23 protein-coding genes and 2 tRNA genes are annotated in these 23,173 nt (G+C 67.3%); 11 read left to right on the forward strand and 14 right to left on the reverse strand.

The features are described 5' to 3' along the window. Positions 1-5: 5 nt before the first annotated feature. The 3 genes from JK358_RS30810 to JK358_RS30820 all read right to left on the reverse strand — a co-directional run bounded on the left by JK358_RS30810 (position 6) and on the right by JK358_RS30820 (position 3,394). Complete coding sequence (locus JK358_RS30810; RefSeq protein ID WP_201954662.1) at positions 6-2,126, reverse strand: serine/threonine-protein kinase; 2,121 nt, start codon at positions 2,124-2,126, stop codon at positions 6-8. A 259-nt stretch (positions 2,127-2,385) separates the two neighbouring features. Continuing rightward, complete coding sequence (locus tag JK358_RS30815; protein WP_201954664.1) at positions 2,386-2,778, reverse strand: VOC family protein; 393 nt, start codon at positions 2,776-2,778, stop codon at positions 2,386-2,388. Positions 2,779-2,800: 22 nt separating this feature from the next. Next, entirely contained in the window at positions 2,801-3,394 is a 594-nt protein-coding gene (locus JK358_RS30820) for a hypothetical protein (protein ID WP_201954665.1), read from the reverse strand. Between the two features lie 197 nt (positions 3,395-3,591). Between JK358_RS30820 and JK358_RS30825 the strand changes: the two genes are divergently transcribed. Continuing rightward, positions 3,592-4,467 carry an enoyl-CoA hydratase-related protein gene (locus tag JK358_RS30825; RefSeq protein WP_201954667.1) on the forward strand — a complete coding sequence of 292 codons (876 nt, stop codon included), beginning with the start codon at positions 3,592-3,594 and terminating at the stop codon, positions 4,465-4,467. On the opposite strand, the gene JK358_RS30830 is transcribed toward JK358_RS30825, so the two are convergent. Continuing rightward, positions 4,438-5,031: a TetR/AcrR family transcriptional regulator gene (locus JK358_RS30830; RefSeq protein ID WP_201954670.1), complete on the reverse strand. Its 594-nt coding sequence runs from the start codon at positions 5,029-5,031 to the stop codon at positions 4,438-4,440. The two genes, JK358_RS30825 and JK358_RS30830, sit on opposite strands and share 30 nt — an antisense overlap. Then, complete coding sequence (locus JK358_RS30835; protein ID WP_201954672.1) at positions 5,028-6,638, reverse strand: FAD-binding oxidoreductase; 1,611 nt, start codon at positions 6,636-6,638, stop codon at positions 5,028-5,030. The genes JK358_RS30830 and JK358_RS30835 overlap by 4 nt, the downstream gene beginning before the upstream one ends. A gap of 199 nt (positions 6,639-6,837) precedes the next feature. Here JK358_RS30835 and JK358_RS30840 point away from each other — a divergent pair, with 199 nt between their 5' ends. Then, complete coding sequence (locus JK358_RS30840; protein ID WP_201954673.1) at positions 6,838-7,122, forward strand: hypothetical protein; 285 nt, start codon at positions 6,838-6,840, stop codon at positions 7,120-7,122. An 8-nt stretch (positions 7,123-7,130) separates the two neighbouring features. Here the strand turns inward: JK358_RS30840 and JK358_RS30845 are convergent, their stop codons facing one another. Beyond that, complete coding sequence (locus JK358_RS30845) at positions 7,131-8,198, reverse strand: fatty acid desaturase family protein (RefSeq protein WP_307817818.1); 1,068 nt, start codon at positions 8,196-8,198, stop codon at positions 7,131-7,133. A 290-nt stretch (positions 8,199-8,488) separates the two neighbouring features. On the opposite strand from JK358_RS30845, the gene JK358_RS30850 reads away from it, so the two are divergent. Both JK358_RS30850 and JK358_RS30855 read left to right on the forward strand, forming a co-directional pair. After that, positions 8,489-8,944, forward strand: coding sequence for a MarR family winged helix-turn-helix transcriptional regulator (locus JK358_RS30850; protein WP_201954677.1), 456 nt, complete (start codon positions 8,489-8,491; stop codon positions 8,942-8,944). Continuing rightward, positions 8,937-10,742, forward strand: coding sequence for an AMP-dependent synthetase/ligase (locus tag JK358_RS30855; RefSeq protein ID WP_201954679.1), 1,806 nt, complete (start codon positions 8,937-8,939; stop codon positions 10,740-10,742). Before JK358_RS30850 ends, JK358_RS30855 begins: the two co-directional genes overlap by 8 nt. Before the next feature lie 47 nt (positions 10,743-10,789). On the opposite strand, the gene JK358_RS30860 is transcribed toward JK358_RS30855, so the two are convergent. Then, positions 10,790-11,692, reverse strand: a complete 903-nt coding sequence (locus JK358_RS30860) for a LysR family transcriptional regulator (RefSeq protein ID WP_201954681.1) — start codon at positions 11,690-11,692, stop codon at positions 10,790-10,792. 122 nt (positions 11,693-11,814) lie between these two features. Here JK358_RS30860 and JK358_RS30865 point away from each other — a divergent pair, with 122 nt between their 5' ends. After that, complete coding sequence (locus JK358_RS30865; protein WP_201954683.1) at positions 11,815-12,111, forward strand: DUF1330 domain-containing protein; 297 nt, start codon at positions 11,815-11,817, stop codon at positions 12,109-12,111. A gap of 551 nt (positions 12,112-12,662) precedes the next feature. On the opposite strand, the gene JK358_RS30870 is transcribed toward JK358_RS30865, so the two are convergent. Beyond that, positions 12,663-13,394 (reverse strand): DUF6301 family protein, encoded by a 732-nt coding sequence (locus JK358_RS30870; protein ID WP_201954685.1) that lies wholly within the window; start codon positions 13,392-13,394, stop codon positions 12,663-12,665. A gap of 94 nt (positions 13,395-13,488) precedes the next feature. Here JK358_RS30870 and JK358_RS30875 point away from each other — a divergent pair, with 94 nt between their 5' ends. Beyond that, a complete protein-coding gene (locus tag JK358_RS30875; protein WP_232852176.1) occupies positions 13,489-14,754 on the forward strand; it encodes an IS256 family transposase in 1,266 nt (421 codons plus the stop codon). A gap of 631 nt (positions 14,755-15,385) precedes the next feature. Here JK358_RS30875 and JK358_RS30880 read toward each other — a convergent pair. Then, complete coding sequence (locus tag JK358_RS30880) at positions 15,386-16,822, reverse strand: hypothetical protein (RefSeq protein WP_201954687.1); 1,437 nt, start codon at positions 16,820-16,822, stop codon at positions 15,386-15,388. Between the two features lie 507 nt (positions 16,823-17,329). On the opposite strand from JK358_RS30880, the gene JK358_RS30885 reads away from it, so the two are divergent. Beyond that, the gene (locus JK358_RS30885; RefSeq protein WP_201954689.1) at positions 17,330-17,863 is read left to right on the forward strand and encodes a ribonuclease FAU-1 family protein; all 534 of its coding nucleotides are present in this window, start codon (positions 17,330-17,332) and stop codon (positions 17,861-17,863) included. Positions 17,864-18,220: 357 nt separating this feature from the next. Next, entirely contained in the window at positions 18,221-18,754 is a 534-nt protein-coding gene (locus JK358_RS40700) for an ADP-ribosylglycohydrolase family protein (protein WP_201954863.1), read from the forward strand. Here JK358_RS40700 and JK358_RS30895 read toward each other — a convergent pair. The 3 genes from JK358_RS30895 to JK358_RS40165 form a co-directional block, all read right to left on the reverse strand. Beyond that, positions 18,710-18,786, reverse strand: a tRNA-Arg gene (locus tag JK358_RS30895). The two genes, JK358_RS40700 and JK358_RS30895, sit on opposite strands and share 45 nt — an antisense overlap. A 69-nt stretch (positions 18,787-18,855) precedes the next feature. Next, positions 18,856-18,929 (reverse strand) — tRNA-Leu (locus tag JK358_RS30900). 87 nt (positions 18,930-19,016) lie between these two features. After that, complete coding sequence (locus tag JK358_RS40165) at positions 19,017-19,139, reverse strand: hypothetical protein (RefSeq protein WP_269811944.1); 123 nt, start codon at positions 19,137-19,139, stop codon at positions 19,017-19,019. Between the two features lie 228 nt (positions 19,140-19,367). On the opposite strand from JK358_RS40165, the gene JK358_RS30905 reads away from it, so the two are divergent. Beyond that, positions 19,368-19,841: an ImmA/IrrE family metallo-endopeptidase gene (locus tag JK358_RS30905; protein WP_201954693.1), complete on the forward strand. Its 474-nt coding sequence runs from the start codon at positions 19,368-19,370 to the stop codon at positions 19,839-19,841. 4 nt (positions 19,842-19,845) lie between these two features. Then, positions 19,846-20,877 (forward strand): DUF6545 domain-containing protein, encoded by a 1,032-nt coding sequence (locus JK358_RS30910; protein ID WP_201954694.1) that lies wholly within the window; start codon positions 19,846-19,848, stop codon positions 20,875-20,877. Here JK358_RS30910 and JK358_RS30915 read toward each other — a convergent pair whose 3' ends face one another. Further along, on the reverse strand, positions 20,878-21,345 hold the full coding sequence (locus JK358_RS30915; protein WP_201954695.1) for a helix-turn-helix domain-containing protein: 468 nt from the start codon (positions 21,343-21,345) through the stop codon (positions 20,878-20,880). A gap of 184 nt (positions 21,346-21,529) precedes the next feature. Here JK358_RS30915 and JK358_RS40495 point away from each other — a divergent pair, with 184 nt between their 5' ends. Next, positions 21,530-22,477 carry a winged helix-turn-helix transcriptional regulator gene (locus tag JK358_RS40495; RefSeq protein ID WP_201954696.1) on the forward strand — a complete coding sequence of 316 codons (948 nt, stop codon included), beginning with the start codon at positions 21,530-21,532 and terminating at the stop codon, positions 22,475-22,477. Here the strand turns inward: JK358_RS40495 and JK358_RS30925 are convergent. Next, positions 22,432-23,145: an alpha/beta hydrolase gene (locus JK358_RS30925; protein WP_307817819.1), complete on the reverse strand. Its 714-nt coding sequence runs from the start codon at positions 23,143-23,145 to the stop codon at positions 22,432-22,434. The genes JK358_RS40495 and JK358_RS30925 overlap by 46 nt on opposite strands. Positions 23,146-23,173 lie beyond the last annotated feature (28 nt).

Consider the following 23,173-nt stretch of genomic DNA (forward strand, 5'->3'; position numbering starts at 1 on the left):
TCGCGTCAGCGGTCGAGCACCGACACGAATCCGCTGCCGCCGTTCACGTAGACGTCGTGGGTGCGGGGGTCGACCGCGATGCCCTTGGCGGTCGGCACGGCGACCGCGCCGGTCACCGTGCGGGATCCGGTGTCCACGACCTGGACGCCGGTGAAGGGCCCCACCGTGTAGGCGGTTCCGGTATCGGGGTCGATGACCACATTGCGCTGTGCCTGGTCCATGCGGGAGCTGGAGATGTCGAGTTCGATGGTGTCGGTGATGACATTGGAGACCGTGTCGACGACGGTGATCACCGTGCCGTCGGTGATGTAGAGGACGCGGCGTTCGGGATCGACGGCGATCCGGTCGAGGGTGATTCCGCTCGCCTGCAACGGAATCACGGTTTTCACCGTGCGAGTGAGCGTGTCGACGACCTTGACGGCGCGTTCGTTGCGAGTGGTGACGTAGGCGATGTGCGTCTTCGAATCGAGTGCGAGGGAGATGACCTCCTCCGCGCCCGTGCTGAGCGGGATGGTGCCGGTGACGGCCTTCGCGCTGGGATCGATGATCGTGAGCGAGCCGGTGAGTTCCGTTGTCGTGGAATCGTTCTTGTCGACCACGAAGACCGCGTGCGTACTGCTGTCGACGGCGATGCCGATGGAGTTCTTGCCGGTGGGAATGGTGGCCGTGACGGTGTTGGTGGTCAGGTCGAGTACCGAGACGGTGCTGCGATTGCCCACCGGCGCAACGGAGTTGAGGACGAAGGCCGTCCTGGTGGCCGGATCCACCGCCACGCCCCGGGGATACTCGCCGACCGGGACCGTGGTGGCCACCGTATTCGTGCTGGTGTCGATGACCGTGACCGTGTTGTCGACACTGTTCACGACGTAGGCGCGCTGGGCCTGCGCGTCGATGGCGATATCGCCGTCGCTGCCGTTGCCGACCGGGATGGTGGCGGCCTGGACGACACCGGCTCCGTCGCTGGGGCCGCCGTCTCCGCCGGACAGCGCGTCGACCGCGAGGACGGCTCCGCCGGTCGCGATGACCGCGGCGACGGCAGCCGCGACCAGGGGCTTCCGATTCCGTTGCGGGGGGGTCGTTTCCGTTCGTGACGTGCGCGTGGACGTACCGCGCGGCACCCGGGGCACCGCGGTATCCGTGCGGGGCGCGGCCCATTTCAGGGGGGTCTGTGCGCGGGCGGGCGCGGGTGGCGCGGTCCGCCGCGAGATGGTCGCCGGTGTGGTCGGTTCCGGCGCGCTCGTCAGTGCGGTGGTGAGTGCCGCGACTCCGGACACTCCCGTGCCGGTGCTCCCGGGGCGGACGGCTGCCCGTGCCGCGGCGGCGAATTCGGTGCAACTGCTGAACCGCTCCCCGCGGTCCTTGGACATGGCCCGCAGGACGACTTCGTCCAGGGGGCCCGGAATCTCGGGGCGTAGTTCGCTCAATCGTGGCGGCGGCCGCCCGATATGCCCGGCCACCACCTGTCCCGGGCTCAGCGCATGGAACGGCGCGACCCCGGACAGCAGCGCGAAAAGTGTGCAGGCCAGCGAGTATTGGTCGGTGCGAGCGTCCACCGATTCGCCGAGCAGCTGTTCGGGGGACGCGTAATCCAGTGTGGCGGTGAAGGTCCCGGTGGAGGTGACGGCGGTGGTGGCGGTGAGCAGCCGCGCGATGCCGAAATCGGTGAGGATGGCCCGTTCGGCCCGTCCCGGTTCCGCTTCGGACAGCAGGATGTTCGCGGGTTTGATATCCCGGTGCAGGATGTCGCGGCTGTGCGCGTAATCCAGGGCGGCCGCGGTCTCGGAGATGATCCGCACCGCCCGTTCGGGCGTGACGGCGTTGCCCGCGAGTTTGGAGGCGTCGCTGCCGTGGATGTACTGCATGGCGATCCACAGCAGATCATCGTGTTCGCCGCAGTCGTACACGCTCACGATCCCGGGATGATCGAGCCGCGCCGCGATCTCCGACTCCTGCTCGAATCGCCGCCGCAGATCCGGATCCGCCGAAATATGTGTGTGCAGCAGCTTCAGCGCGATCAGCCGGGGCAGCCGAGGGTGCCGAGCCAGGTAGACGGTGCCCATTCCTCCGGTCCCCAGCACCCCCTGGATGGTGTACCCGGCGAACGAGTCGCTTTCCACCAGCTGCACCGTGGCCCCCTTGTCCAATTCACGCGCGCAGCCCACAACTGTCTGGTACGGGCCTTCACTAGGCGCGGTCGCATCGTACAGTCTCCGGGAGGTAACTCGCGCGTAGTTCCGGGCCGGGTGAAGCCACCAAATCTCTTGCCCGCGGCTGTGACTCGAACCAGTTGCCCGGCCCTCCCGATCTGGGGCGTTACACAGTTCCGTCCGGTGTCACGAATGTGTGCTGCCGCCACGCTGTCTCATGTCCGGCAGCAGACTCCGGTCAGCCGCCGCGCCGCGCCGCGACCAGGCGGCCGATGGGCAGGCTCAGGCAGAAGGGGTGTCCGGCCGGGTCGAACAGGACCCGGCACACCTCCGGATTCGCCTGGTGCGCAGCCGGACTCGCCCCCAGCGCGATGGCGGCGGCCTGCGCGGTCTCCAGGTCGTCTACCGCGAGGTCGAGGTGGATCTGCTTGGGCGGGTTCTCCTCCGGCCAGGTGGGCGGGCGGTAGCCCGGCACCCGGTGGGCGGTGAGATAGCCCTCGGGCAGCTGCACGATGATGAACTTCTCGTTCGTGAGCACGGGGGTGCCGCCGAGCATGCCGGCCCAGAACGCGGCCAGGGTGTCGATGTCGTCGCAGTCGAGGGTGATGGATCCGAGTCGCGCCACAGCCACCCTTCGATCCTAGCGACGCGGGCTAGGGCAGGATGTTCGGAATGATCTGCGGGGCCTGCTGACCCACGGCCGATCCGAGCAGCGAGCCGCCGTAGTAGCCGACGTAGGTGCCGATCACGCCGCCGATCACCGCGCCGCCGACGACCGCGATCGGCAGGGCGATCCCGGCGGTCGGCAGGGCCAGGGCGGTGCCGAGCGCGCTGCCCAGCGAGCCGCCGATGACCGCGCCGCCGACGCCGCCGATGATCTGCCCGGCGGTCGATCCGATGACGGTGGCGTTCTCGATCGGCGTGGCGATCGGCGCGGCATAGGCGACGGGCGCGAGATTGCGCACCTCGGCCCCCGGCGCGATGTGCTCCTCGGTCTCGAACGGCTCCACCACCGGATTCGACACGGCCGCAGCGGGAACGAAGCCGGGCAGGGTCGCGGCGATCGGCTGGACGGCCGCGTCGGCCCGCTGGACGACGCCCGCCGACAGCACCGCCGGCGCGGGCGCGGCCTGCACGGTCGCGGTCGCCGCGAATCCGGTCGTCACCCCCACGGGCAGCGCCGCTGCCACGGGAATCGCCCACCGAGCCCTGCTCCGCTCGCTCACCGCACGATGCCGACCTGCCATCCGCTCATCCTTCCGGGTCACCGACTGTCGACCCACTATCGGCGACTTCCGCGACGGCGCAACGGGACTGTGATCGGCTTCTCCTCCGGACCGGCGGTGATATGAGCGCGGCGCGACACCATTGACCCTGCCTGTGAGATGTTGAGACACTACGGGTTCCATTGTCTTGGAGCGTCTTGCAGTGAGGAGTGGCAGGGATGGGCACAGGGTCCTATTCGACGATCACCTACGCGGTGGCGGAGTCCATCGCGACCATCACCTTGAACCGGCCGCACGCGCGCAACGGTTTCACCCTGGCCATGGCCGATGAGCTGGGCGCGGCGATCACCGCCGCCGACCTGGACGACGAGGTGCGGGTCGTGCTCCTCACGGCGGCGGGTGACTACTTCTGTGTCGGAATGGATTTCGCGGAGCCGTCGATCGGCGACACCGAGGATCCGGATTGGGACGAGCCCTCCACCCGCGTCGCCCGCCCGATGGTGAACGCGAACAAGCCGGTGATCGTCGCGATCCAGGGCCCCGCCGTCGGTGTCGGCATCTCCATGACCCTCGCCGCGGATTTCCGGCTGGTCAGTGAGCGGGCCAGATTCGGTTTCGTCTTCGCGCGCCGCGGGTTGTTCCCGGAGGGCGGTTCGACCTGGTTCCTGCCGCAGCTGGTGGGTTTGGCCAAGGCCAAGGAGTGGATGCTCACCGGCCGCGTCTTCGATGCCGACGAGGCTCTCGCCGCCGGGCTGGTGACCAGCGTGCACCCGCCCGAGGATCTGTTGCCCGCCGCCTACGCCCTCGCCCGCGACCTGGCGGTGCATATCGCGCCCACTTCGGCTGCCGTCATCCGGCGAGCCCTGGTGGCCATGACCGCGCACGGCTCTCCGGAGGCCGCCTTCGCGCTGGACCGCCGCACCATCCCGCACGCCGCCAAGAGTTCCGATCTGGCCGAAGGCATTTCCTCCTTCCTGGAGAAGCGCCCACCCCGCTTCACCGGCGTACCGCGCACCGACCTGCCGGAGCTGGAGGACTGGCTGGGTTTCGAACGCCCGCGCGGCTCACTGCCGGATCGCGGTGATCACCCGTAGGCAGCGTTCGGTCATGGCGTCGGGGGAGTGGTGCGGATGCTCACCCCACCAGGCGACGGTGGTGGAGACGATGCCGAACCACAGCGCCACCAGCAGTGAATGATCATCCGGATCGGAATCGGCTGCCGCGCTGAGGATTTGACCCACACCCTGGGATCCCATGGCATTGAGTTCCTGCTGATACCGCCGTGCGGTCAGGTGCGCGTCGCTCTCGCGGGGCAGGGTGGTGTCGTAGATGAGCGTCCATCTGCGCGTATGTCCGTCGAGCGCGTGGAAGATGGCCGACAGCGTCGCGATCGCGCGATCCGGTACGCCGGAGGCGGTTTGCGCGGCGGCGACGGCCTCGGTGAGCACCCGCCCGGCCCGGTGCACGCAGGCCGCGTGCAGGCCGTCGCGGGAACCGAAGTACGTGTAGATCAGCGGCTTGGAAACGTCTGCGGCGGAAGCGATCCGGTTCATCGACGCGTGGGCGTAGCCGTGCGTGCCGAACTCGTCGGTGGCGATATCGAGGATCTGCTGTTCGCGTTGTTCCCGCGGAACGCCCTTGCTGCCCGCGCGGCTCATCGTTTCTCGGGGTCGACGAGGACGCCGGGATTGAGGATGCCCGCCGGATCGAGCGCCGACTTCGCCGCCCGCAGTGCGACGGCGAAGGGTTCGGGCCGCTGCCGGTCGTACCAGGGCCGGTGATCGCGTCCGACCGCGTGATGGTGGGTGATGGTGCCGCCGCGGGTGTGCAGGGCCTCCGAGACGGCGGCTTTGATCTCGTCCCACTGTTCCACGGTGCGGCCCCACTGTCCGGCGGCGTAGATGCCGAAATACGGTGCGGGACCGTCCGGATACACGTGGGTGAAGCGGCAGGTGAGCAGTCCGGTGACGCCCGCCGCCTGGAACGCCGCGGACGCCGCCGCCTGCACCGCGGCGCGCAGGGCGTCGAAATCGGACCAGGTGCAGGCGGTTTCGAAGGTTTCGGTGATCATCGACTGCGCGGCCAGCGCATCGCGCTGATACGGCATGCGCAGGAACGAGTTTCGCCAGGTGCCCGCCGTATCGGAGCGATCCCGTTCCGCGGTGGCCTCGCTGCCGCGCACGTCGTCGGGTGCGGTGCCGCCGTGGTCGCGGCAGATTTCCAGGGCGCGCCGCAAGGATTCGTCCACCGGATGGTCGGCGGATTCGAATCCGAGCACCAGCACGCCGCCCTGGGTCGCGGTGCCCGCGTTGAGGAAGGCCTCCACCGGATCCAGCAGCCGGCAGTTGGCGGGGAACAGCCCGGCCTGTGCGATCACGCGGGTGGCGTCGACGGCCCTGCCGTAGTCGTCGAAGACGACCGAGGCTCCCGCCCGCCAGCGCGGCCGCTCCTGCACCCGCATCCACGCCTCGGTGATGACGCCCAGAATGCCCTCCGAGCCGAGGAACATCCGATCCGGCGACGGTCCCGCACCCGAGGCGGGCAGCCGCCGTGACGCGCTGACGCCGACCGGCGTGACCACCCGCAGGGATTCGACCATGTCGTCGATGTGGGTGTACACGGTGGCGTAGTGCCCGCCGGCCCGGGTCGCGAGCCAGCCGCCGAGCGTGGAGAATTCGAACGACTGCGGGAAGTGCCGCAGGGTCAGCCCGTGCGGTCGCAGCGAATCCTCCAGTGCCGGACCGAGAATGCCCGCCTGGATCCGTGCGGCCCGGCTGACCCGATCGATCTCGGCCACCGTGTTCATCCGCCCGAGGTCCAGGGCGATGGTGCCGGCGAACTCGGTGCCGCAGCGTGGTTCGACGCCGCCGACCACGGAGGTGCCGCCGCCGAAGGGGACGGCGGCCACTCCGGTGCGCGCGCACCAGTCCAGGATGTCGATCACGTCCTGTTCTCCGTGCGGCCGCACCACCAGATCGGGCACATGATCGATGCGCCCCAGCAGATTTCGCACCACATCCCGGAACGCCTGCCTGTGCCCGTGCGCGAGCCGGTCGACGAGATCGTGAGATCCCAGCTGGGCCAGTGAGTCCGGCAGTTGGACGCGCGGTTCCGGTACGGCCAGATCGCGGGGATCGGGGGCCTCGTGCACGCTCAGATCGGCGTCGGGCAGCAGCGCCGCCACCCGTTTCGTCAGTGCCGCGCGTTCGGCTCCGGTCACCGCGTCCTCGACGGTTCCCCATCCCCACCACGACCGTGTAGCCATCCGCGCGACCTCCACCTCTCGAATTGACCGAAGAGTAAATTAACCGCGAGTCAATTGGCAATGCGCTGTCCGGAATTCGCGCCGTGCGCGCTGATTCGTAGCCGAGTCGATGCGAATAGGTTTTCGCTATCACCGCAGGTGAGGCGTAGCGTAGTCCTGTCAGATCTTGGTTATGTCAGTGAGTGGTGGGATCAGGCCCGTGTTTCCGAAGTCCGGGCGGTGGTGGCTCGGCACCGTCCTGAATCAGCTCTCCCGATCGCCCGGAGTCAGTGCCGCGGTGGTGTTCCTGGTGCTCGACGACGGCACCGAAACCTTCACCTTCCCGCGCCTCAACTGGGCGGTGGTCATGATCGCCCTGCTCACCATCCTCGGCGCGGCCGCCGCCGTCATGATCATGGTCAGCGCGGCGCATTTCGACGACGCACCGCCGCCGGTGCCCACCGCACCGACGGCCTGTGAACCGTTCTGCCCCGTGACCCCTTGAGCCGCCCGCTATTTCGCCGCGTGCCTGCCGACGGAGTCGAGGTGGCGCAGCGCGTGCCGATAGGAGTCCAGCACCCCGGTCTGCACGTACGGCACCCCGAGCCCGGCGCAGAAGTCCACGACGATCGGTTGTGCTCGGTGCAGGTTCGCCCGCGGCATGGTCGGAAACAGATGATGCTCTATCTGATAGTTCAATCCGCCGAACACCAAGTCGTTCAACCAGTTTCCGCGCACATTGCGTGAGGTGAGCACCTGACGCCGCAGGAAGTCGACCTGATCGTCCGCCGAGAGAACTTCCATCCCTTTGTGATTGGGCGCGAAGGTGCATCCCATGTAGAACCCGAACAACCCCTGCTGCACCGCGATGAACACCAGCGCCTTACCCGGAGGCAACACCAGGAACACCAGCGACAGATAGCCGACGGTATGTGCCAGCAGCATCATCCCCTCCAGCACGCGATGCCGGATCGGCCAGCGCAGCACCGCCCGCACACTCGAGTAGTGCAGGCTGCCCGCCTCGAGCAGCAGCATCGGGAAGAACAGCCACGCCTGATACCGGAATATGAACCGCCGCCACCCTTTTCCGGCCAGCGCCCGCGCCCCCGAATGCGCGAGGATCCCCGACACATCCGGATCCGCGCCCTCGGTATTGGGATGGGCATGATGCCGATTGTGATTGCTGGTCCACCACCCGATGCTCAGCCCGATCGCGAGATTCCCCGCGATCAGGCCGTACAGGTAGTTGGCCCGCCGGGTCCGGAAGATCTGCCGATGCCCCGCATCGTGCCCGAGAAACGCGAACTGCGAGAACACCGCCGCCAGCACCACCGCGCACCCCAGCGACCACCACGAGTCCCCGAGAGCCGAAAACGCCACCCACGCAGCCACATACACCCCGCCGGTGGCAGCGGTCTTCCACCCGTAGTACCGCACCCGCCGATGCAGCAGCCCCGCCTCCCGCACCTGCCGTAGCAGCACGGCATAGGAGCTGCCGCGAACAGGTGCGGGCCCAGGCACCAGGGGAAGACGATTCTCCAGCGTCAGCGCGGGCCCGCGCTGCGCGATATCAGCCACCACGGCTACACAGCATGCACTGTCCGAATCACTCCCCGGTGAACGGATGCCACGAAGGACAACACATCTGCGTGACGATTGCGCCGTTGCGCGGGCCTGCGGACGATCCGCCCGAACCGCTGCTGCAGATATCGCGCGTGATCCAGGCGACGGAAGAAACAGGTGGTTCACCGGCCGCGCGAGGCATGTCGTCCGAGGGGAATGGCAGCTCGGCTGGTCGGTGGACGCCATCGCGCCGAAACGCGGCGCGCCCGGAAGGAACCGTTCGGTCGGTACAGGGTTATAGTTGCGCTATGCAACACCCATCCGGTCGGTCGGCTCCCGAGGTCGCCGCGGTCCACGACGAGCTCACGCAGATCGTTCGCGAGATCATTGCCGGGCGGCCCGGCGTCGAGGGGCTGCCCTCGTTCACGCAGCAGTCGACGCTGTCGTTCATCGACCGGAATCCGGGCTGCCGGGCCACCGAGATCGCCGAGGCGTTCGGTGTGCATCGGTCGACGGTGTCGCGGCAGCTGCGCGGATGCGTGGACGCGGGGTGGGTGGCATCCGGTGCGGGGAGTCTGCGCGCCGGGTATCCGCTGACATTGACCGATGCGGGCCGCCGGGCGCTCGCGGCGGCGGCCGACCGGGATCTCGCCGCGCTCGGCGAGCGCATGGCCGGCTGGACCGCCCGGGAGATCAACGAATTCGCTTGCACGCTACGACGATTCCGCAACCCTGATCAGACGACTGGAGACGAGCATGCGTGAATACACCGCCGCGCCCACATTCACCATCGCCGACGAGGACACCATCGTCGGATCGGTGTTCGGCCAGGCCGAGCAGGCGCCGCGGCGCGTGCTGTTCTCCCGCCCCGTCGGCGACGACTGGGTCGACGTCACCGCGGCGGAGTTCGCCCGCCTGGTCTCCGAGGTCGCGAAAGGCTTGATCGCCAACGGGATTCAGCGCGGCGACCGCGTTGTGCTGATGTCGGCGACCCGCTTCGAATGGACGCTGCTCGATTTCGCGATCTGGGCGGCGGGCGCGGTCACCGTCCCCGTCTACGATTCGTCCTCCGCCGACCAGGTGCGCTGGATCCTCGAGGACTCCGGCGCCGCGCTGGCCATCGTGGAGAAGGTCCGGCAGAAGGACATGCTCGTCGGCGTGCCGGACACGCTGCGCCGGCTGCTGGTCATCGACGACGGCGCCGAGGCCCTGCTGATCGCCGACGGTGCTAGCACCCCCGATGCGGACCTGCGCGACCGTCTCGACGCCCTGCGCGCCGACGACCTCGCCTCCCTGGTCTACACCTCCGGCACCACCGGCCGCCCCAAGGGCTGCATGCTCACCCACCGCAACTTCCTCTCCGAGGTCCGCGGCATCCTGAACGCCACCATCGGCGACGTGGCCCGCCCCGGACAGCGCATGCTCACCTTCCTGCCGCTCGCCCACGTCCTGGCCCGCGCGGTGTCCCTGGCCGCTCTCGAAGGCGGTATGACCCAGGCCCACTGGTCGGACTTCAAAACCATCACCGGCCAATTCGCCCGCTTCGCGCCGCACACCATCCTCGGCGTCCCCCGAGTGTTCGAGAAGGTTCGCGACGGCGCCGACAAGAAGGCCCGCGAGGGCGGCAACCTCAAGGGCGCGATCTTCCGCTTCGCCGAGCAGACCGCCATCCGCTGGAGCGAAAACCTCGGCCACACAGGCGGATTCGCGCGCCGCCCCAGCCTGCTCCTGCGCGCCCAGTACGCTCTCTGCGACCGCCTCGTCTACGCGCCGCTCCGCGCCGCGCTCGGCGGCCACTGCGAATTCGCCATCTCCGGCGGCGGCGCTCTGGCCCCGCGCCTCGGCCACTTCTTCCGTGGCGTCGGCGTTCCCATCTACGAGGGCTACGGCCTCACCGAGTCCACCGCCGCCCACTGCGTCAACGTCCCCGGCGCGATCAAGATCGGCACCGTAGGAAAACCCTTGGGCGGCAACGCGGTCCGCATAGCCGAGGACGGTGAGATCGAACTTTCCGGCGGGGTCGTCTTCACCGGCTACTGGCACAACGACGATGCCACCGCCACCGCCCTGTCCGACGGCTGGCTCCGCACCGGCGATATCGGCGAACTCGACTCCGACGGCTTCCTCTCCATCACCGGCCGCAAGAAGGATCTCCTCGTCACCGCGGGCGGCAAAAACGTCTCCCCGGGCCCCCTCGAAGACCTGATCCGCTCCCACCCGTTGATCTCCCAGGCCATCGTGGTGGGCGACGCCCGCCCCTACATCACCGCCCTCATCACCATCGACCCGGAAGCCTTCGACTCCTGGAGGGCTGAAAACGCCCACCCCGCTACCACATCCATCGCCGACCTACACACCGACCCCACCCTCCGCGCCGCCGTCCAACAGGCCATCGACGACGCCAACACCACCGTCTCCCACGCCGAGTCCATCAAGAAGTTCGCGATCCTCGACCGCGACCTCACCGAAGAATCCGGCGAGCTGACCGCCACCCTGAAAGTCAAACGCCACGTGGTGTCCACCCGCTTCGCCGACGCCATCGAGGCTATGTACCGCCACTGACCTCGCCCCGCATCCACCTAGGCCCGTCTCGCTCGAGCTCTCGCGTGTCAGTCCGGCAGCCAGTGCAGTTCATCCGCAAGGGTTTTGGCGACGGCACGGATGCGGCGGTGCAGTGGCGACTGCTCGCGGGGGAGGACCAGGTGCAGCGTCATGCCTGGCGCACCGCGCAGCGGTCGCCAGGTGAGACCGGCCGACAGTGACGCGACCGCGGCTTCACTGGCCGGGGCGAGGGTGAGCCCGTCGCGCAAGTCGTACTGAGACAGGTCGAAAGAGACTGTGGGCGTGCGGAATCGGGGGCTCGGAACGGCGTCTCGGAACAGTCCGGACAACTGATCGTAGATGACGGGATTGGCCGCACGATCCGGCAGCCGCAGCGGATACGCGGCCGCGTCGGCGATCTCGATCTCCGAGTGTTCGGCCAGCGGATGATGCTGTGCCAGTTGGACTCCGACGCGCGCACGCCGCAGCAGGAACCGGCGCACGCCCCGGCCCGGCTGTGCACCGCGGGTGATCCCCGCATCGAGTCGCCCGTCGGCCACCGCGGGGGAGATCTCCGGTGTCGCCATCGGGACCGCACTGACCTCGAGCCCCGAGCTGCCGCGAATCAGCCTGTCCACCAGTGCCGGTGCCGTCTCGGCCCCGGCGCTGAGGCTGTATCCGATACGCACCGTGCCCACTTCACCGGCCGCCGCGCTCCGGGCACTGTCCCACGCCCGGTCCAGCGCCGCCAGCGCGGGCGGCGCGGACTCCGCCAAAGCCGCACCGGCCGCGGTCAATACGACGCTACGCGTGCTGCGAACCAGCAGAGCCGCACCGAGTTCCGCCTCCAATCGGCGCATCCGGGCACTGAGCGCGGGCTGCGCGATCCCGATCCGCGCGGCCGCGCGAGTGAAGTTCAACTCCTGCGCCAGCACCAGAAAGTACCGCAGGCTCACCGTATCCGGCGCCACACGCCCTCCCCACCAATTGATAACGATCCGTTCTGAGTCTATCCCGAACCGCTCTTTCCCCCGACCACCCATCAAGCCCTAACCTGCGGATATGGCAATCCAACCGACAGCAGGAGGCTTCCATGCCTAAGGGTTACTGGGTCAGCGCCTACCCCGACCTTCCCGACCCCGAGAGTCTGACCACCTACAACACCCTGGCCGGTCCGGCCGTCCAGGCCGCAGGCGGGCGCCTTCTCTCACACATCGACAGTCGAGTCGTCGCCCACGAGGCCGGAATCCCGCAACGCGTCATCCTGATCGAGTTCGACAGCTTCGAACAGGCCGTCGCAGCCTACGAAAGCGAGGCGTACCAAAAGGCCCTGCTGTCCCTCCCCAACGACGTCGAGCGCGACTTCCGCATCATCGAGGGCATCAACTGACCAGCGCGCCCCGACTGCCACCACGAGTCCGGTCGGGGCCATCCGTCGGCAGCCGATCGCCGCAGCCCGCAACGATTCCCGCAGCTCACGACCACGATCTCCATGCGCTGGCCTCGGCCCTCGGCTATCTCGACACCGATCCCCGATTGTCCGGGCTGTTCATTGCATACTGTCCGGCGTGGATATCAATTCAGGTGGCACCGAAGGCCCATCCCTGAACGACGCCACGGCGGCCTCGCCCAACAACGTGTACGGCAGTGTGCAGACAGCCCCGCGGCCGGAATCCCTCGCGCGACTCTTCGCCGCGGCGGGCTGGCGGGTCCGACAAGCCACTTGGACCGATTACGAAGTCGGATGTACCTGGGCGGAAATCGAATTCGCCTGTGACGATCGAGTCCGGACATTCGCCGGCGTCGTGGATCCAGGCCACCACCGATGGTCCACACCGCAGCACGTGAAGGCCGAGACACCGAACGCACTCTCCTGCCGCTTCCCGAGCGGACCGAACCGGCCAGTGCGACGCGGCAGAAGATCAAACCGCCGTGGCCAACTTAGCTGGCCGAACACACTGAACTGGCCGGGATCCGATCCCGACACCAGTCTCTAACTAACTTAGTCATCTGATTCGCCGTTGGAATGTCGACGAGTCCCCTCCCCAAGTCTGGCGAACAGCGCTGATTCGATTTTGAAAGACACTCATCTGTCGCGGCACGCTCAGTTTCACTGACCCCCTCGCTCTGCGCGATGAACACCACGATCTCCACGAGCTCCTGGTCGTACACTCCTAGATCAGCCAGTGTCACCGCATCGAAGTACGCCTCTGCCTCCGGTGCGGCAATCTCGAGATCGGTTACCAGCGCGGCTCCCCTTTCACCCATCTCGGAAACGCTCCATCCTGCCTTCTCACAAAGGCGGACAGGATCCGTTCGTCGCCAGGTCCAATCGAACGCAGCCGCCAAGATTGCAGTGCGAACTGCGCCGTCGACATCGGCGCGCATGGTCCACGCCACTTCATCGCCCGGATCGACATCACGTCGAGTCCACGTCTCAGGCCAGGAGTCGAACTCACCAGCAGGGATACCGTCCACCAGTAGTGTGTAGGCGGCCTCCACCGGGAAGTCTCCGATCGAAAGTTCCAAGGACGCACCGCCTTCCACCGGCCGGTACTGCCGCTTCGGATCGCCGCCGACACGATCCCAGAACAGCTCGTTACCTCCACCAGAGCCGTCCGATGCTCGCATCGGATTGGCCAACACTCGCTTGCGTAGGTACTGCTCATTCAACCGGGCACCGTAACAAAGGAGTGTCGGGATAACGGCGGATCTTGATCTCGGTCCGATCGGCCGAACCTGATGGTTCGGCAGGAAGGACCGACGAATGTCGGAGACACTGACCGTCGTGACCAACGACGCGGTGGACACCAAGAAATTGGCTCAGCAACTGCTCGCTCAGGCCAAGGAACAAGGCATCGATCTGGTCGGGCCCGGTGGGCTGCTGGGCCAGCTGACCAAGACCGTGCTCGAAACCGCTCTGGAAGCGGAGATGACCGAGCACGTCGGCTATGAGAAACACGACCCGGCCGGTCGCGGAACGGGCAACTCCCGCAACGGAACTCGCTCCAAGACCGTGGTCACCGAGATCGGTCCGGTAGAGATCGATGTCCCGCGCGATACGAGTTCCTCGTTCGAACCCAAGATCGTCAAGAAGCGGCAGCGACGCCTGTCGGGAGTCGACGAGATCGTGTTGTCGTTGACCGCGAAAGGCTTGACCACTGGGGAGATTTCGGCGCACTTCGCCGAGATCTATGGCACTTCGGTGTCGAAGGACACGATCTCGACGATCACCGAGAAGGTGGTCGCGGAGATGGTGGATTGGTGCAACCGGCCCCTCGATCGCGTCTATCCGGTCCTGTTCATCGATGCCATCCACGTCAAGATCCGGGATGGTCAGGTGGCCAACCGCCCGATCTATGTGGTCATCGGCGTCACCACCGCCGGCGAACGCGACATCCTCGGGCTCTGGGCCGGCGACGGCGGTGAAGGCGCCAAATTCTGGCTGCAGGTGCTGACCGAACTCAAGAACCGCGGCGTCGCCGATGTCTGTATCGCCATCTGCGACGGACTCAAAGGCTTGCCGGAGGCGATCAACACGGTCTGGGCGCAAACGATCGTGCAAACCTGCGTGATCCACTTGCTGCGCAACAGTTTCCGCTACGCGGGCCGCCAGCACTGGGCCGAGATGAGCCGCGACCTCAAACCCGTCTACACCGCGGCGACCGAAGCCGCGGCTCGTGAACGGTTCGGCGAGTTCACCGCGAAGTGGGGCGGCCGCTATCCGGCGATCGTGAAGCTCTGGAACAACGCCTGGCCCGAGTTCGTGCCGTTCCTGGACTACGACGTGGAGATCCGGCGAATCATCTGCTCCACCAACGCGATCGAGTCGTTGAACACCCGCTACCGGCGCGCGATCCGCGCCCGCGGGCACTTCCCATCCGAGCAGTCGGCCCTGAAATGCCTGTATCTGGTGACCCGTTCCCTGGACCCGACCGGGCAAGGGCGGGCACGATGGGCGATGCGGTGGAAACCGGCCCTCAACGCGTTCGCCATCACCTTCGAAGGCCGGATCCACCCGACCGGGAACTAACCCACACCGAGGTCGGATCCACCGTTAATCCGAAACTCCCGCGCGGTTCGAAACGGCCATGCGGCAGGTCCGAAGATCAACGTGCCGAGGCAATCTCGGCCGGAACGAATGCACTGATCTGCCGATGAGCGCGAGTGTGTTGGTGCGCTTGACGCGACCGGTTCGAGGCTGGCGCTATCGGGAGCGCCAGGAACCATCCGGGTATTGAACCCATTCCGTGTCGTGGGGGCGGACAACAAGTGGGCTCAGCATTTGGTTCAGCGCGTCATCGGACAGCGTGCCGCCGTCCCCGAGTCCCACCCAGTTATAGGCGTTCTTGAGAACCGGTATGGGTGTATCGAACGCCTCGCGCCAGTAAATGATGATCTGGAAAGACGTCGGGCTCCCGAGCTCCTGGATCAACCAGGTCGCTATCTCAGCCGGAGTGTCTCCTCGCTGGGCCCGTGTACGCAGCTCGCTGACGACGGCTTCTCTGAGCGGGCCTGATCCCATGATCAACCTCCTGAGCTGAGATAACGATCATGTCCTAACCATCGGCTAGCGTATCCGGGTAACGCAGGGAGGTACTGCCGAGAGCACGATTCGCGACGTCTGTACAGTGCGCTCGTCGGATGGGGAGAACCCGGCTTCGTCATGGTTGGTTCGAGGTGGGCCGGGCTGTGCGGCACAGCAGGATTCCGGCAGTAGCGAGGGCGACGACGGTGCCGAATCCGCCGATCAGGGTCGGGGTACTGCTTTCGGAGTCGAGGATTGCGCGGATCAGGGCGCCGCCGAAGACGATCAGAATGAGGATGTAGCGCCCAGCCAGGCTATCGGCAGCACCGGGTTCGCCGCGCAGAAGGCGAAGCGCAGTCCGCACCATCGCCACCCCGTAGAAAAAGGCGAGCAAGCAGAATGCGCCCGCGAGAATGCCACCGAAGGTTCGATTCTCGCCGGGTGCCGAGTCGACCGTCCACAGGACGGACGCGACCAGGCCGACGGTTCCGATGCCGAGAATGATCGCGCCAATGATCAGACCGAAGCTCCCGGCCGCCGTGGCGACATCCGACCGCGACCGAGCAGTCGCACCAGGTTGGCGTCCGTAGTGGTGTGTCGCTGCCTCATCCGGTGTGGACTCGCGGCACGCCAGGACGGCGGCCAACAAGGCAGGTATCGACAGGATCGCCGACGCCAAAAGAGTCCAGCACCCCGGGCCGAGATCGGCGATAACGCTGTATTCCCAGAGGAATTCGACGCCGAGGCCGATGATGCTCCACGCTGCCGCGGCACACCCACCGGTGACGAACACCGCACTCCAGCCGATCCAACGCCGCCTGGCACCCATACCCGCGATCAGCGCAACACCGGTCAGTACCGAGCCCACCCCGCCGAGTGCCACGACCAGCCCGCTCGCCTGTGGCAGGAACCGCCCGTCGTCGGCCAAATCGACCAGGTACAAGGGCAGTCGTTCGTCCAACGCGGTCAAGATTTGGAAGGGCAGGAATTGGCTTGCCAGGACAAGGAAGCCGGCCACCAGCGACAACACTCCCGCGACACGGGCGTGTCCCGCACGCGTTGAGTCTGCGAGGTAGAGAAGGACCGGGGCGCCGTGCGGGCCGGGCACCGGCGCGGGCCCCGCGCCGGCCGCGCAGGTGAATACCGCCGCCAGCGCTGCCCCCGCACCCACCAGGAGCACCCAGAAACCAGACCCGTAGAAGCCCCCAGGTTCGAAGTGGTTACCGGTCACGACCGTGGCGAGCATCGTCGCCAGCGTGCCGAAAAGGATCCCCGCAGAAAGGAATCCGACCACAGCGCGCTCCGGACGACGTCCCCATGCACCGCGCAACCTCACCACACCGATGGACCCCGCGACCGCACTGAACACCAACGGAACCAGTGGCGCCAGCGGACGGAGACCATGCAACGGCGCCCCGGTGAAACGCGCAGGGAAACAGATCACACCATTGCAGTCAGCGCGGTCGCCGAACCACATCAACACCGATGCGACAAGCGTCGCCGCCACGGCGACGCCCAGCAGGATCTCCGTGCGACCGACACGACCGGTTGCGGCTGGTGTCTCGGTCACCACGACCGGCGTGTGCCTGGTCGCATACTGCGGCCCGGAGGTGGCCCCATCGGGTCCTATCGGACCACCGTGGGGTCGAAAACTCATGGCATTCCCCAACCTTCATCTGTCCCGCAGTGCCAGCGGCGGCGGTGCCGACACGGACGCCCGGCATCCCAGAACAGCAATGCTCACCGCAATTCCGTACGCGCGCTGCGGGATCGCCCCGCAGCCCCCTGAAACCGCCGTACTGACGTCGACACCCTACTGGGACAATTCCGGACACCGCAATTGCGGAGTCAGATCGATTGCCGTGGTCTAGTGGCCGGGAGATGTGGCGGGCGTCGTGTGGGTCCGCATGATCAACAGTGACACCGAACAGCTCTTCGATGAGCCTCTTCTTCTCGTGGCGGCCCGGGATCGCAATGCGCCTCGTCTTCCGGCTGGACACCTCATCCGGCCCGCCAGAATTGTCCGGTTGCCGAACGCACCGCGGCGATGACCGCCTTACGGGGACCTACTGTGTCCGGTATGGAGAGGTTTGTCATCGGATCCACTGTCCGAAAGCGCGAGGTGCTGCACGGTCAGGTGTGGATGTCGATGCCGGTCGAGGTGGTCGCCGATGACGACGTCCTCGCGGTGTGGTTGAAAAGCGGTACCCCTCTTGAGTTTCCACCGCATCCGTTCGGCCCACATCCATGGTCGGATCATGAGAGGTGGGTCGGCAGCAGCGTGTTGCAGCTGCATCGGCCAGGCATCAGGTACTCGGTGTGGGCGTTCTTCGTCGACGAGAGCTTCGATCGTTGGTACATCAACTTCGAAGAGCCCTACAAGCGCGGCGAAGCTTGTTTCGACACGGTTGATCACGGTCTCGACATCGTCATCGAAGACGGTCGCTGGCGGTGGAAAGACCGCGACGATGTCGCCGGGCAGGTCGCCGGCGGACGCCTTACCTCAGAGGAAGCCGCGGAGGTGTGGGGCGAGGCTGAGCGTTTGGCGGCCGCGCTGGATCGTGGAGACTGCTGGTGGTTGCCTCGCTGGCAAGGCTGGCAACCACCGCAGTAGAGCATCCGGTTCTGCCGCGCGGCGCGCTGACCCAACTGGCCAGCGCGGGCGGGTCGAAGGTCAACGGGCCGAGCCGATCTGACGACGGCCGCGAGCGCCGTGGTGCTGATCATGTTGCGGGAGGATTGATTCTGCGGTGCGGATTGTGGTTGCTGCCAGACTGGTCGGATGAGGTTTGGCGGGCGGTCGTTGGCGCTGAGGTCGCTGCGGGGTCTGGCGGTGGGGGACGCGTTCGGGTCGTGTTTCGATGATCCGATCAACTATGGCGCGCTTCGGGAGCGGAGGGTGCTGCCCCGGGCCTTGGTTGTGGACCGACGATACGCAGATGGCGTGTTCGATTTTCGCAGTGCTGAGTGAATCAGTGAGGCCGCGGCTTCGGCGGAGGTCACCCATGCGCACCCAGAGGGGGTGGCCGGGGCGGTTGCGGTGGCGATTGCCGCCGCGTTGTCTGCGACGGAACCGCAGCTGTGTGGGGCGGAGTTCCTCGAGAGGGTAGCCGATCGGATGTCCGAGGGGGCTGTTCGAGACAAGCTCAGGCAGGCGGCGGGGATCGACGATTCTGGAACTGCCGCTGGGGAATTGGGCGTCGGGCATGACACCTCCGCGGTCGATACTGTGCCGTTCGGCCTTTGGGTTGTCGCTCACCACGGGCATGATTTCGCCGACGCATGCTGGACAGCTGTTGCGGCCGGCGGTGATATCGATACCACCTGTGCGATCATCGGCGGGATCCTCGGTGCTCGCGCAACCTCCGATGGCCTACCGCTCGACTGGCTCGAACGTTGCGAACCGCTACCTGAGTGGGCGATCACTCATCGGGTTGCGGTGGTTCAGGAGGTCGAATGGTGGTGTGCCCGGGAGGATTCGAACCTCCGGCCTCCTGCTTCGTAGGCAGGCGCTCTGTCCGGCTGAGCTACGGGCACTCGGCCCCGCGCGGATGTCGCCGTTGACATCTGCTCTGCGCTGAGGTGCGCGGGGCTGTGAAAAGTGGGTTCCCTCGGTGAGATTCGAACTCACACCGTCCGGTACCTGACGCCGGTGCCTCTGCCGATTGGGCTACGAGGGAGTGCGGGGGAGACGGAAAAGGGGCCGCTCCTGGCGTAATGCCTTGGAGCGGCCCCTTTTCCGGAGATCGACGGACGAACCGGATCTCTCAGGGGGTGCTCCGCAGGCGTACGCGGACGAGTCGGAAGCGGGCACGGTCGAGGGTGCCCAGGAGCTGGTTGAGCTTGATCACGGTGCCGCCTTTCCTGTCCTGCTGGGGTGTTGTGTTCACGGTAGCAGCGGGGTGGTGGGGCGGTAAAACGATTAAACGCGGGCCTCGCGGCGGGGTGCGGCCGGGCTTTCCGGGCGGAGTCGGCTACCGGGCGGAGCGGTGAATGCTACCGTCCCGGAAAGGATATCGAGGGAGGTCGCCATTCGCTGTCGTCGGCGAGCTCGCGATGCCGGTGCGGGGGATGCGCCGCGACCGTCGGTTCGTGTTTCGCGCCGGACGGTGCGGGCGGTGCAACGGGAGCTGACCCGGCTGCACCCGTTCGACCTGCCCGAGGTCGGCCGAATTCTGTCCGCTGCCAGCGGGATTCCGGTGCGTATCGAGGCCAGTGCCATGCTGCCGCCGGGCGTGGCGGGGCGCTGGCTGCGGGCCGGGGCGGGCGACATCATCGAATACCATGCCGGGCTGCCGGAGATCGCGCGCATCAATACCGTGCTGCACGAGGCCGGTCATATTCTGCTCGGGCACAGCAGCGTCGACGATCAGCTCGCCGCCGATGAGGCGATGTGCTCGGTGCTGGATCCCTCGGTGGTCGCGCATTTCTCCCGGGTCCGCTACCGGTCCGCGTACTACTCCGACAGTGAGCGCGAGGCCGAGGCGTTCGCGCGGCGGACGCTGCGCGCGCTGCTCTGGAGTGATATCGAGACCAGTGAGGCCGCGGAACTGCGTGCGGCGCTCGGCTTTCCGCGCACCCGGATCGGCTGATCCGATGGTGGCGGTCAGTTCGGTCGCGGCGCTGCTGATTCTCGCGGGCGCGCTCGCGCTCGTCCGGCAGCGCCTGGTGCAGGGTGCGCGCGGACGGTGGACGCCGGTCGCCATTCTGGCTTTGCTCGCGGCGAGCTTCCTGCTGCCGACTCCGGTGTCGGATGCGGTGCTCGCGCCCCTCGCGCCCAATGCCGCCTATCTGGCGGGCCATCTGTGCGCACTCTCGGCGATCATGGTGACGACGCTGTACTGGCGCAGTCTGGTGCCGGGTATGCCCGGACAGCGCTGGCGGCCGGCGGTGTGGGTGTGCTACGGGTCGGTGCTGGCCGTGCTGATCTACCTGTTCGCGACATCGGAGCAGCAGCCGCACGGTCTCGGGTTCTCCCGGGGATTCGAGGACTCGCCGCGGATTCAGCTGTACTGGATTGTTCAGGCGGTGGTGGCGATTCCCGTGGTCGCGGTGGTGGCGGCCGCGGCCGCGCGGGCGACGGCGCGGGAACGCCGTTCACGCCGAGGTCTTTTCGGCCTGCTGCTGGGTTCGGCCGTCATGTTCACCGTCTACGAGATCTGGGTGGTGGTCGTGGTGGTGTGCTGGCCCGATCTGCCGCCGGTGTGGGCGCAGCAGGTCACCTACTCGCTGCAGGGCGCGGTGTACGTCCTGCTGGTGGGCGGGACGATCGGCCCGGTGCTGCTGGGGACCGTGCGAGGTGCGCGTCTGGCGCGTCGCTACCTCGAAGAGCTTGCGCCCCTGCATGATTGGCTCACCACACGGTACCCGCAGGTGCGCCTGGAGGTGAAGCGCGGCCGCCGCGCCGAGTTCCGGGTCGTCGACATGCTGGTCGAGATCAGCGACGCGCTGCGGCTGCTGCAGCATGCGGAACCCGCGCTGGCCGTGGAGTACCGGCTCGACGACGCCGCGCTGGCCGGAGCCCTCGAGGACCGCGTCACCTTCGTCGCCTACGAGCTGGCGGCAGCGCGGAACTTCCGCCTCCGGATGGGCGCAGGGGGGCTTCGGGCGTACAGCGCCGCCTGCTGACTACGGTTCCGGGAGATCGGGCAGGTCGGCGGGAAGTCCCTCCTGGACGCGCAGGAATTTCAGGTAGTCGATCAGCGAGGCCAGGGACTGCTGAGACAGATCCATGGCACGGAATGCCACGGCTTCGAGTCCGGGCGCGTTGCGCAGCCGCAGGTATTCGATCTCCTCCTGACCGCGCCGCCAGACCTCGTCGTGGGTGAAGAATCGGATGTCGACACCGAAGGCCGCGGCCAGCCCGGTCGCGTGTTTGAGCGACGGATTCCGCTTGAGGCCCGAACGCAGCTGCGACACATAGACAGCCGATATCGGATAGCCGCATTCGGTGGAGCGCCGGGCGATCTCCTCCGCGGTGTATCGACGGCCCTTGGGGTTCGGCATGGTTCGGAAGAGATATTCGAGCCGGTCGGAGAAGGCGGCGTCGCCCATATCGCTCCTCACCGACGGGTCCTGCTGCGATGCGCTGCTCATGCTACCGCTTCGCGCGGGGTTCGTATGTCACAGCATCATTGCTATGCTCTGGCATAGTCGAAGGGGGGTGTCTTCGAGAGGGAACCGTGGCAGCCTGCATGATCGCCGAGGTTCGGCCGTGAATACTTTTCCGCCACGAGAATGGCTGAGCGACATAGCATCCGGCGCTGTCGAGTCGGTGCCGGTGCGATCGATTGTGCCGGGCGCGTCGCCGCGCACGGATGGCGAGCACTGCGCGGAATACGTCCTCATGCTGGCCGGAACCGATAATCCGTTGCCGCCCATCATCGTTCACCGGCCGACCCGGACGGTGATCGACGGCAACCTGCGCCTGCGGGCGGCGATCGCGGTGGGCCGGACCACCATTCCCGTGCACTTCTTCGACGGCAGTGCCGCCGACGCCTTCGCCCTGGCCGTGTATGCCAATGTCCGGCACGGTATTCCGCTGTCGCTGGCCGAGCGCAAGACGGCCGCCGAGCGGCTGCTGCTGACCCATCCCGAATGGTCCGATCGCTCGATCGCCGCCACCTCCGGGCTGTCGCACAAGACGGTCAGCGCGCAGCGGCGGCGTGCAAGTGGGGAAAACGCTCAGTCGCACATGCGGTGGGGCAAGGACGGCCGGCTGCGGCCGACCGATACTTCGGCGGGCCGGCTCGCCGCGGCCCGGATCCTGCGGGAGAATCCGCGCGCCTCGCTGCGGGAGGTGTCCAAGCACGCCGGGGTGTCGCCGGGAACCGTGCGCGATGTCCGCGAACGCCTGAAGCGGTCCGAGCATCCGGTACCGCAGGCGGTGCGAAATCGACCGTCGCCCAGTGCGTCTCGGAATCCGGTGCCGACGCCTCCGGCGGATGAGGCGCTCGCCGTGCCCATCCAGCAGACGCTGCTGCGCAGTCTCCGCAGCGATCCCGCGCTGAAGTTCAACGAGCGCGGGCGCGTGCTGCTGCGGAGTCTGGCGCATTCGGCCATCGATCTCGACCAGTGGACGAAGATGACGACCGACGCACCCGACCACTGCCGGGCGACGCTCGCGAAGCTGGCGCGCGCCAACGCCGAATCCTGGAGCGCGCTGGCCGCGCGGTTGGAAACTCACGGGATCGGCGCCGATATCGGCCGTTCGAGCGCCGGCGGGTGATGCCCGAGGGCTCGCAGCCGCACCGGCGGAACTGTTCCGAAGGTGCGGCCCGGCCGGGTTCGCCGGACGAATTCGATTATCAGGGAATGTACTTCGTGCCGTACCGGCTCGTGTAGCAGGTCGTGTCCCGCGTCGCCGAACTCCCGGAATTCGATGGCGGGGGAGTGGGATGCCCACCGGCGCACCGGCTCTATGGCGGCGATCCGGTCATCGGCGCCGTGGACCAGCAGGGCGGGCACCGGCGGGCCGGGCAGCTCCATGATCACCTCGCGCGACGGGGTGCCGGTGAGGGCGAGCGCGCACACCTCCTGTGCGCCTGGACCATTCGCGTGCATGGCGAGCAGTGCGACGCCCGCGCCGAGCGAATGGCCCGCCAGGACCAACGGCGCGGTCGGTCGGGCGGCGCGGGCCATACTCAGCAGGATCTCGGCATTGGCGACCAGATGCGGAATCGGCGGCAGCGTATCGGGTTCGCCCTCGCTGAGCCCGTGCCCGGGATGGTCGAGCCCCCAGACCTCGATGCCGTGCCGATTCATCGCCCGGCCGTATCGGTGGTAGTCGGCGCTGCACTGCCCGATGCCGTGCAGGAAGACCAGCACCGCCGTGACATCGTCGTCGACACGCCAGATTCGATAGTTCATGCGGCCACCCGCGCCGTCGAAAAACACAGTGGATCCTTCCCGCCGCGGAACGCGT

Origin of the sequence: Nocardia acididurans (genome assembly GCF_016741815.1) — a bacterium.
Taxonomy (GTDB): domain Bacteria; phylum Actinomycetota; class Actinomycetes; order Mycobacteriales; family Mycobacteriaceae; genus Nocardia; species Nocardia acididurans.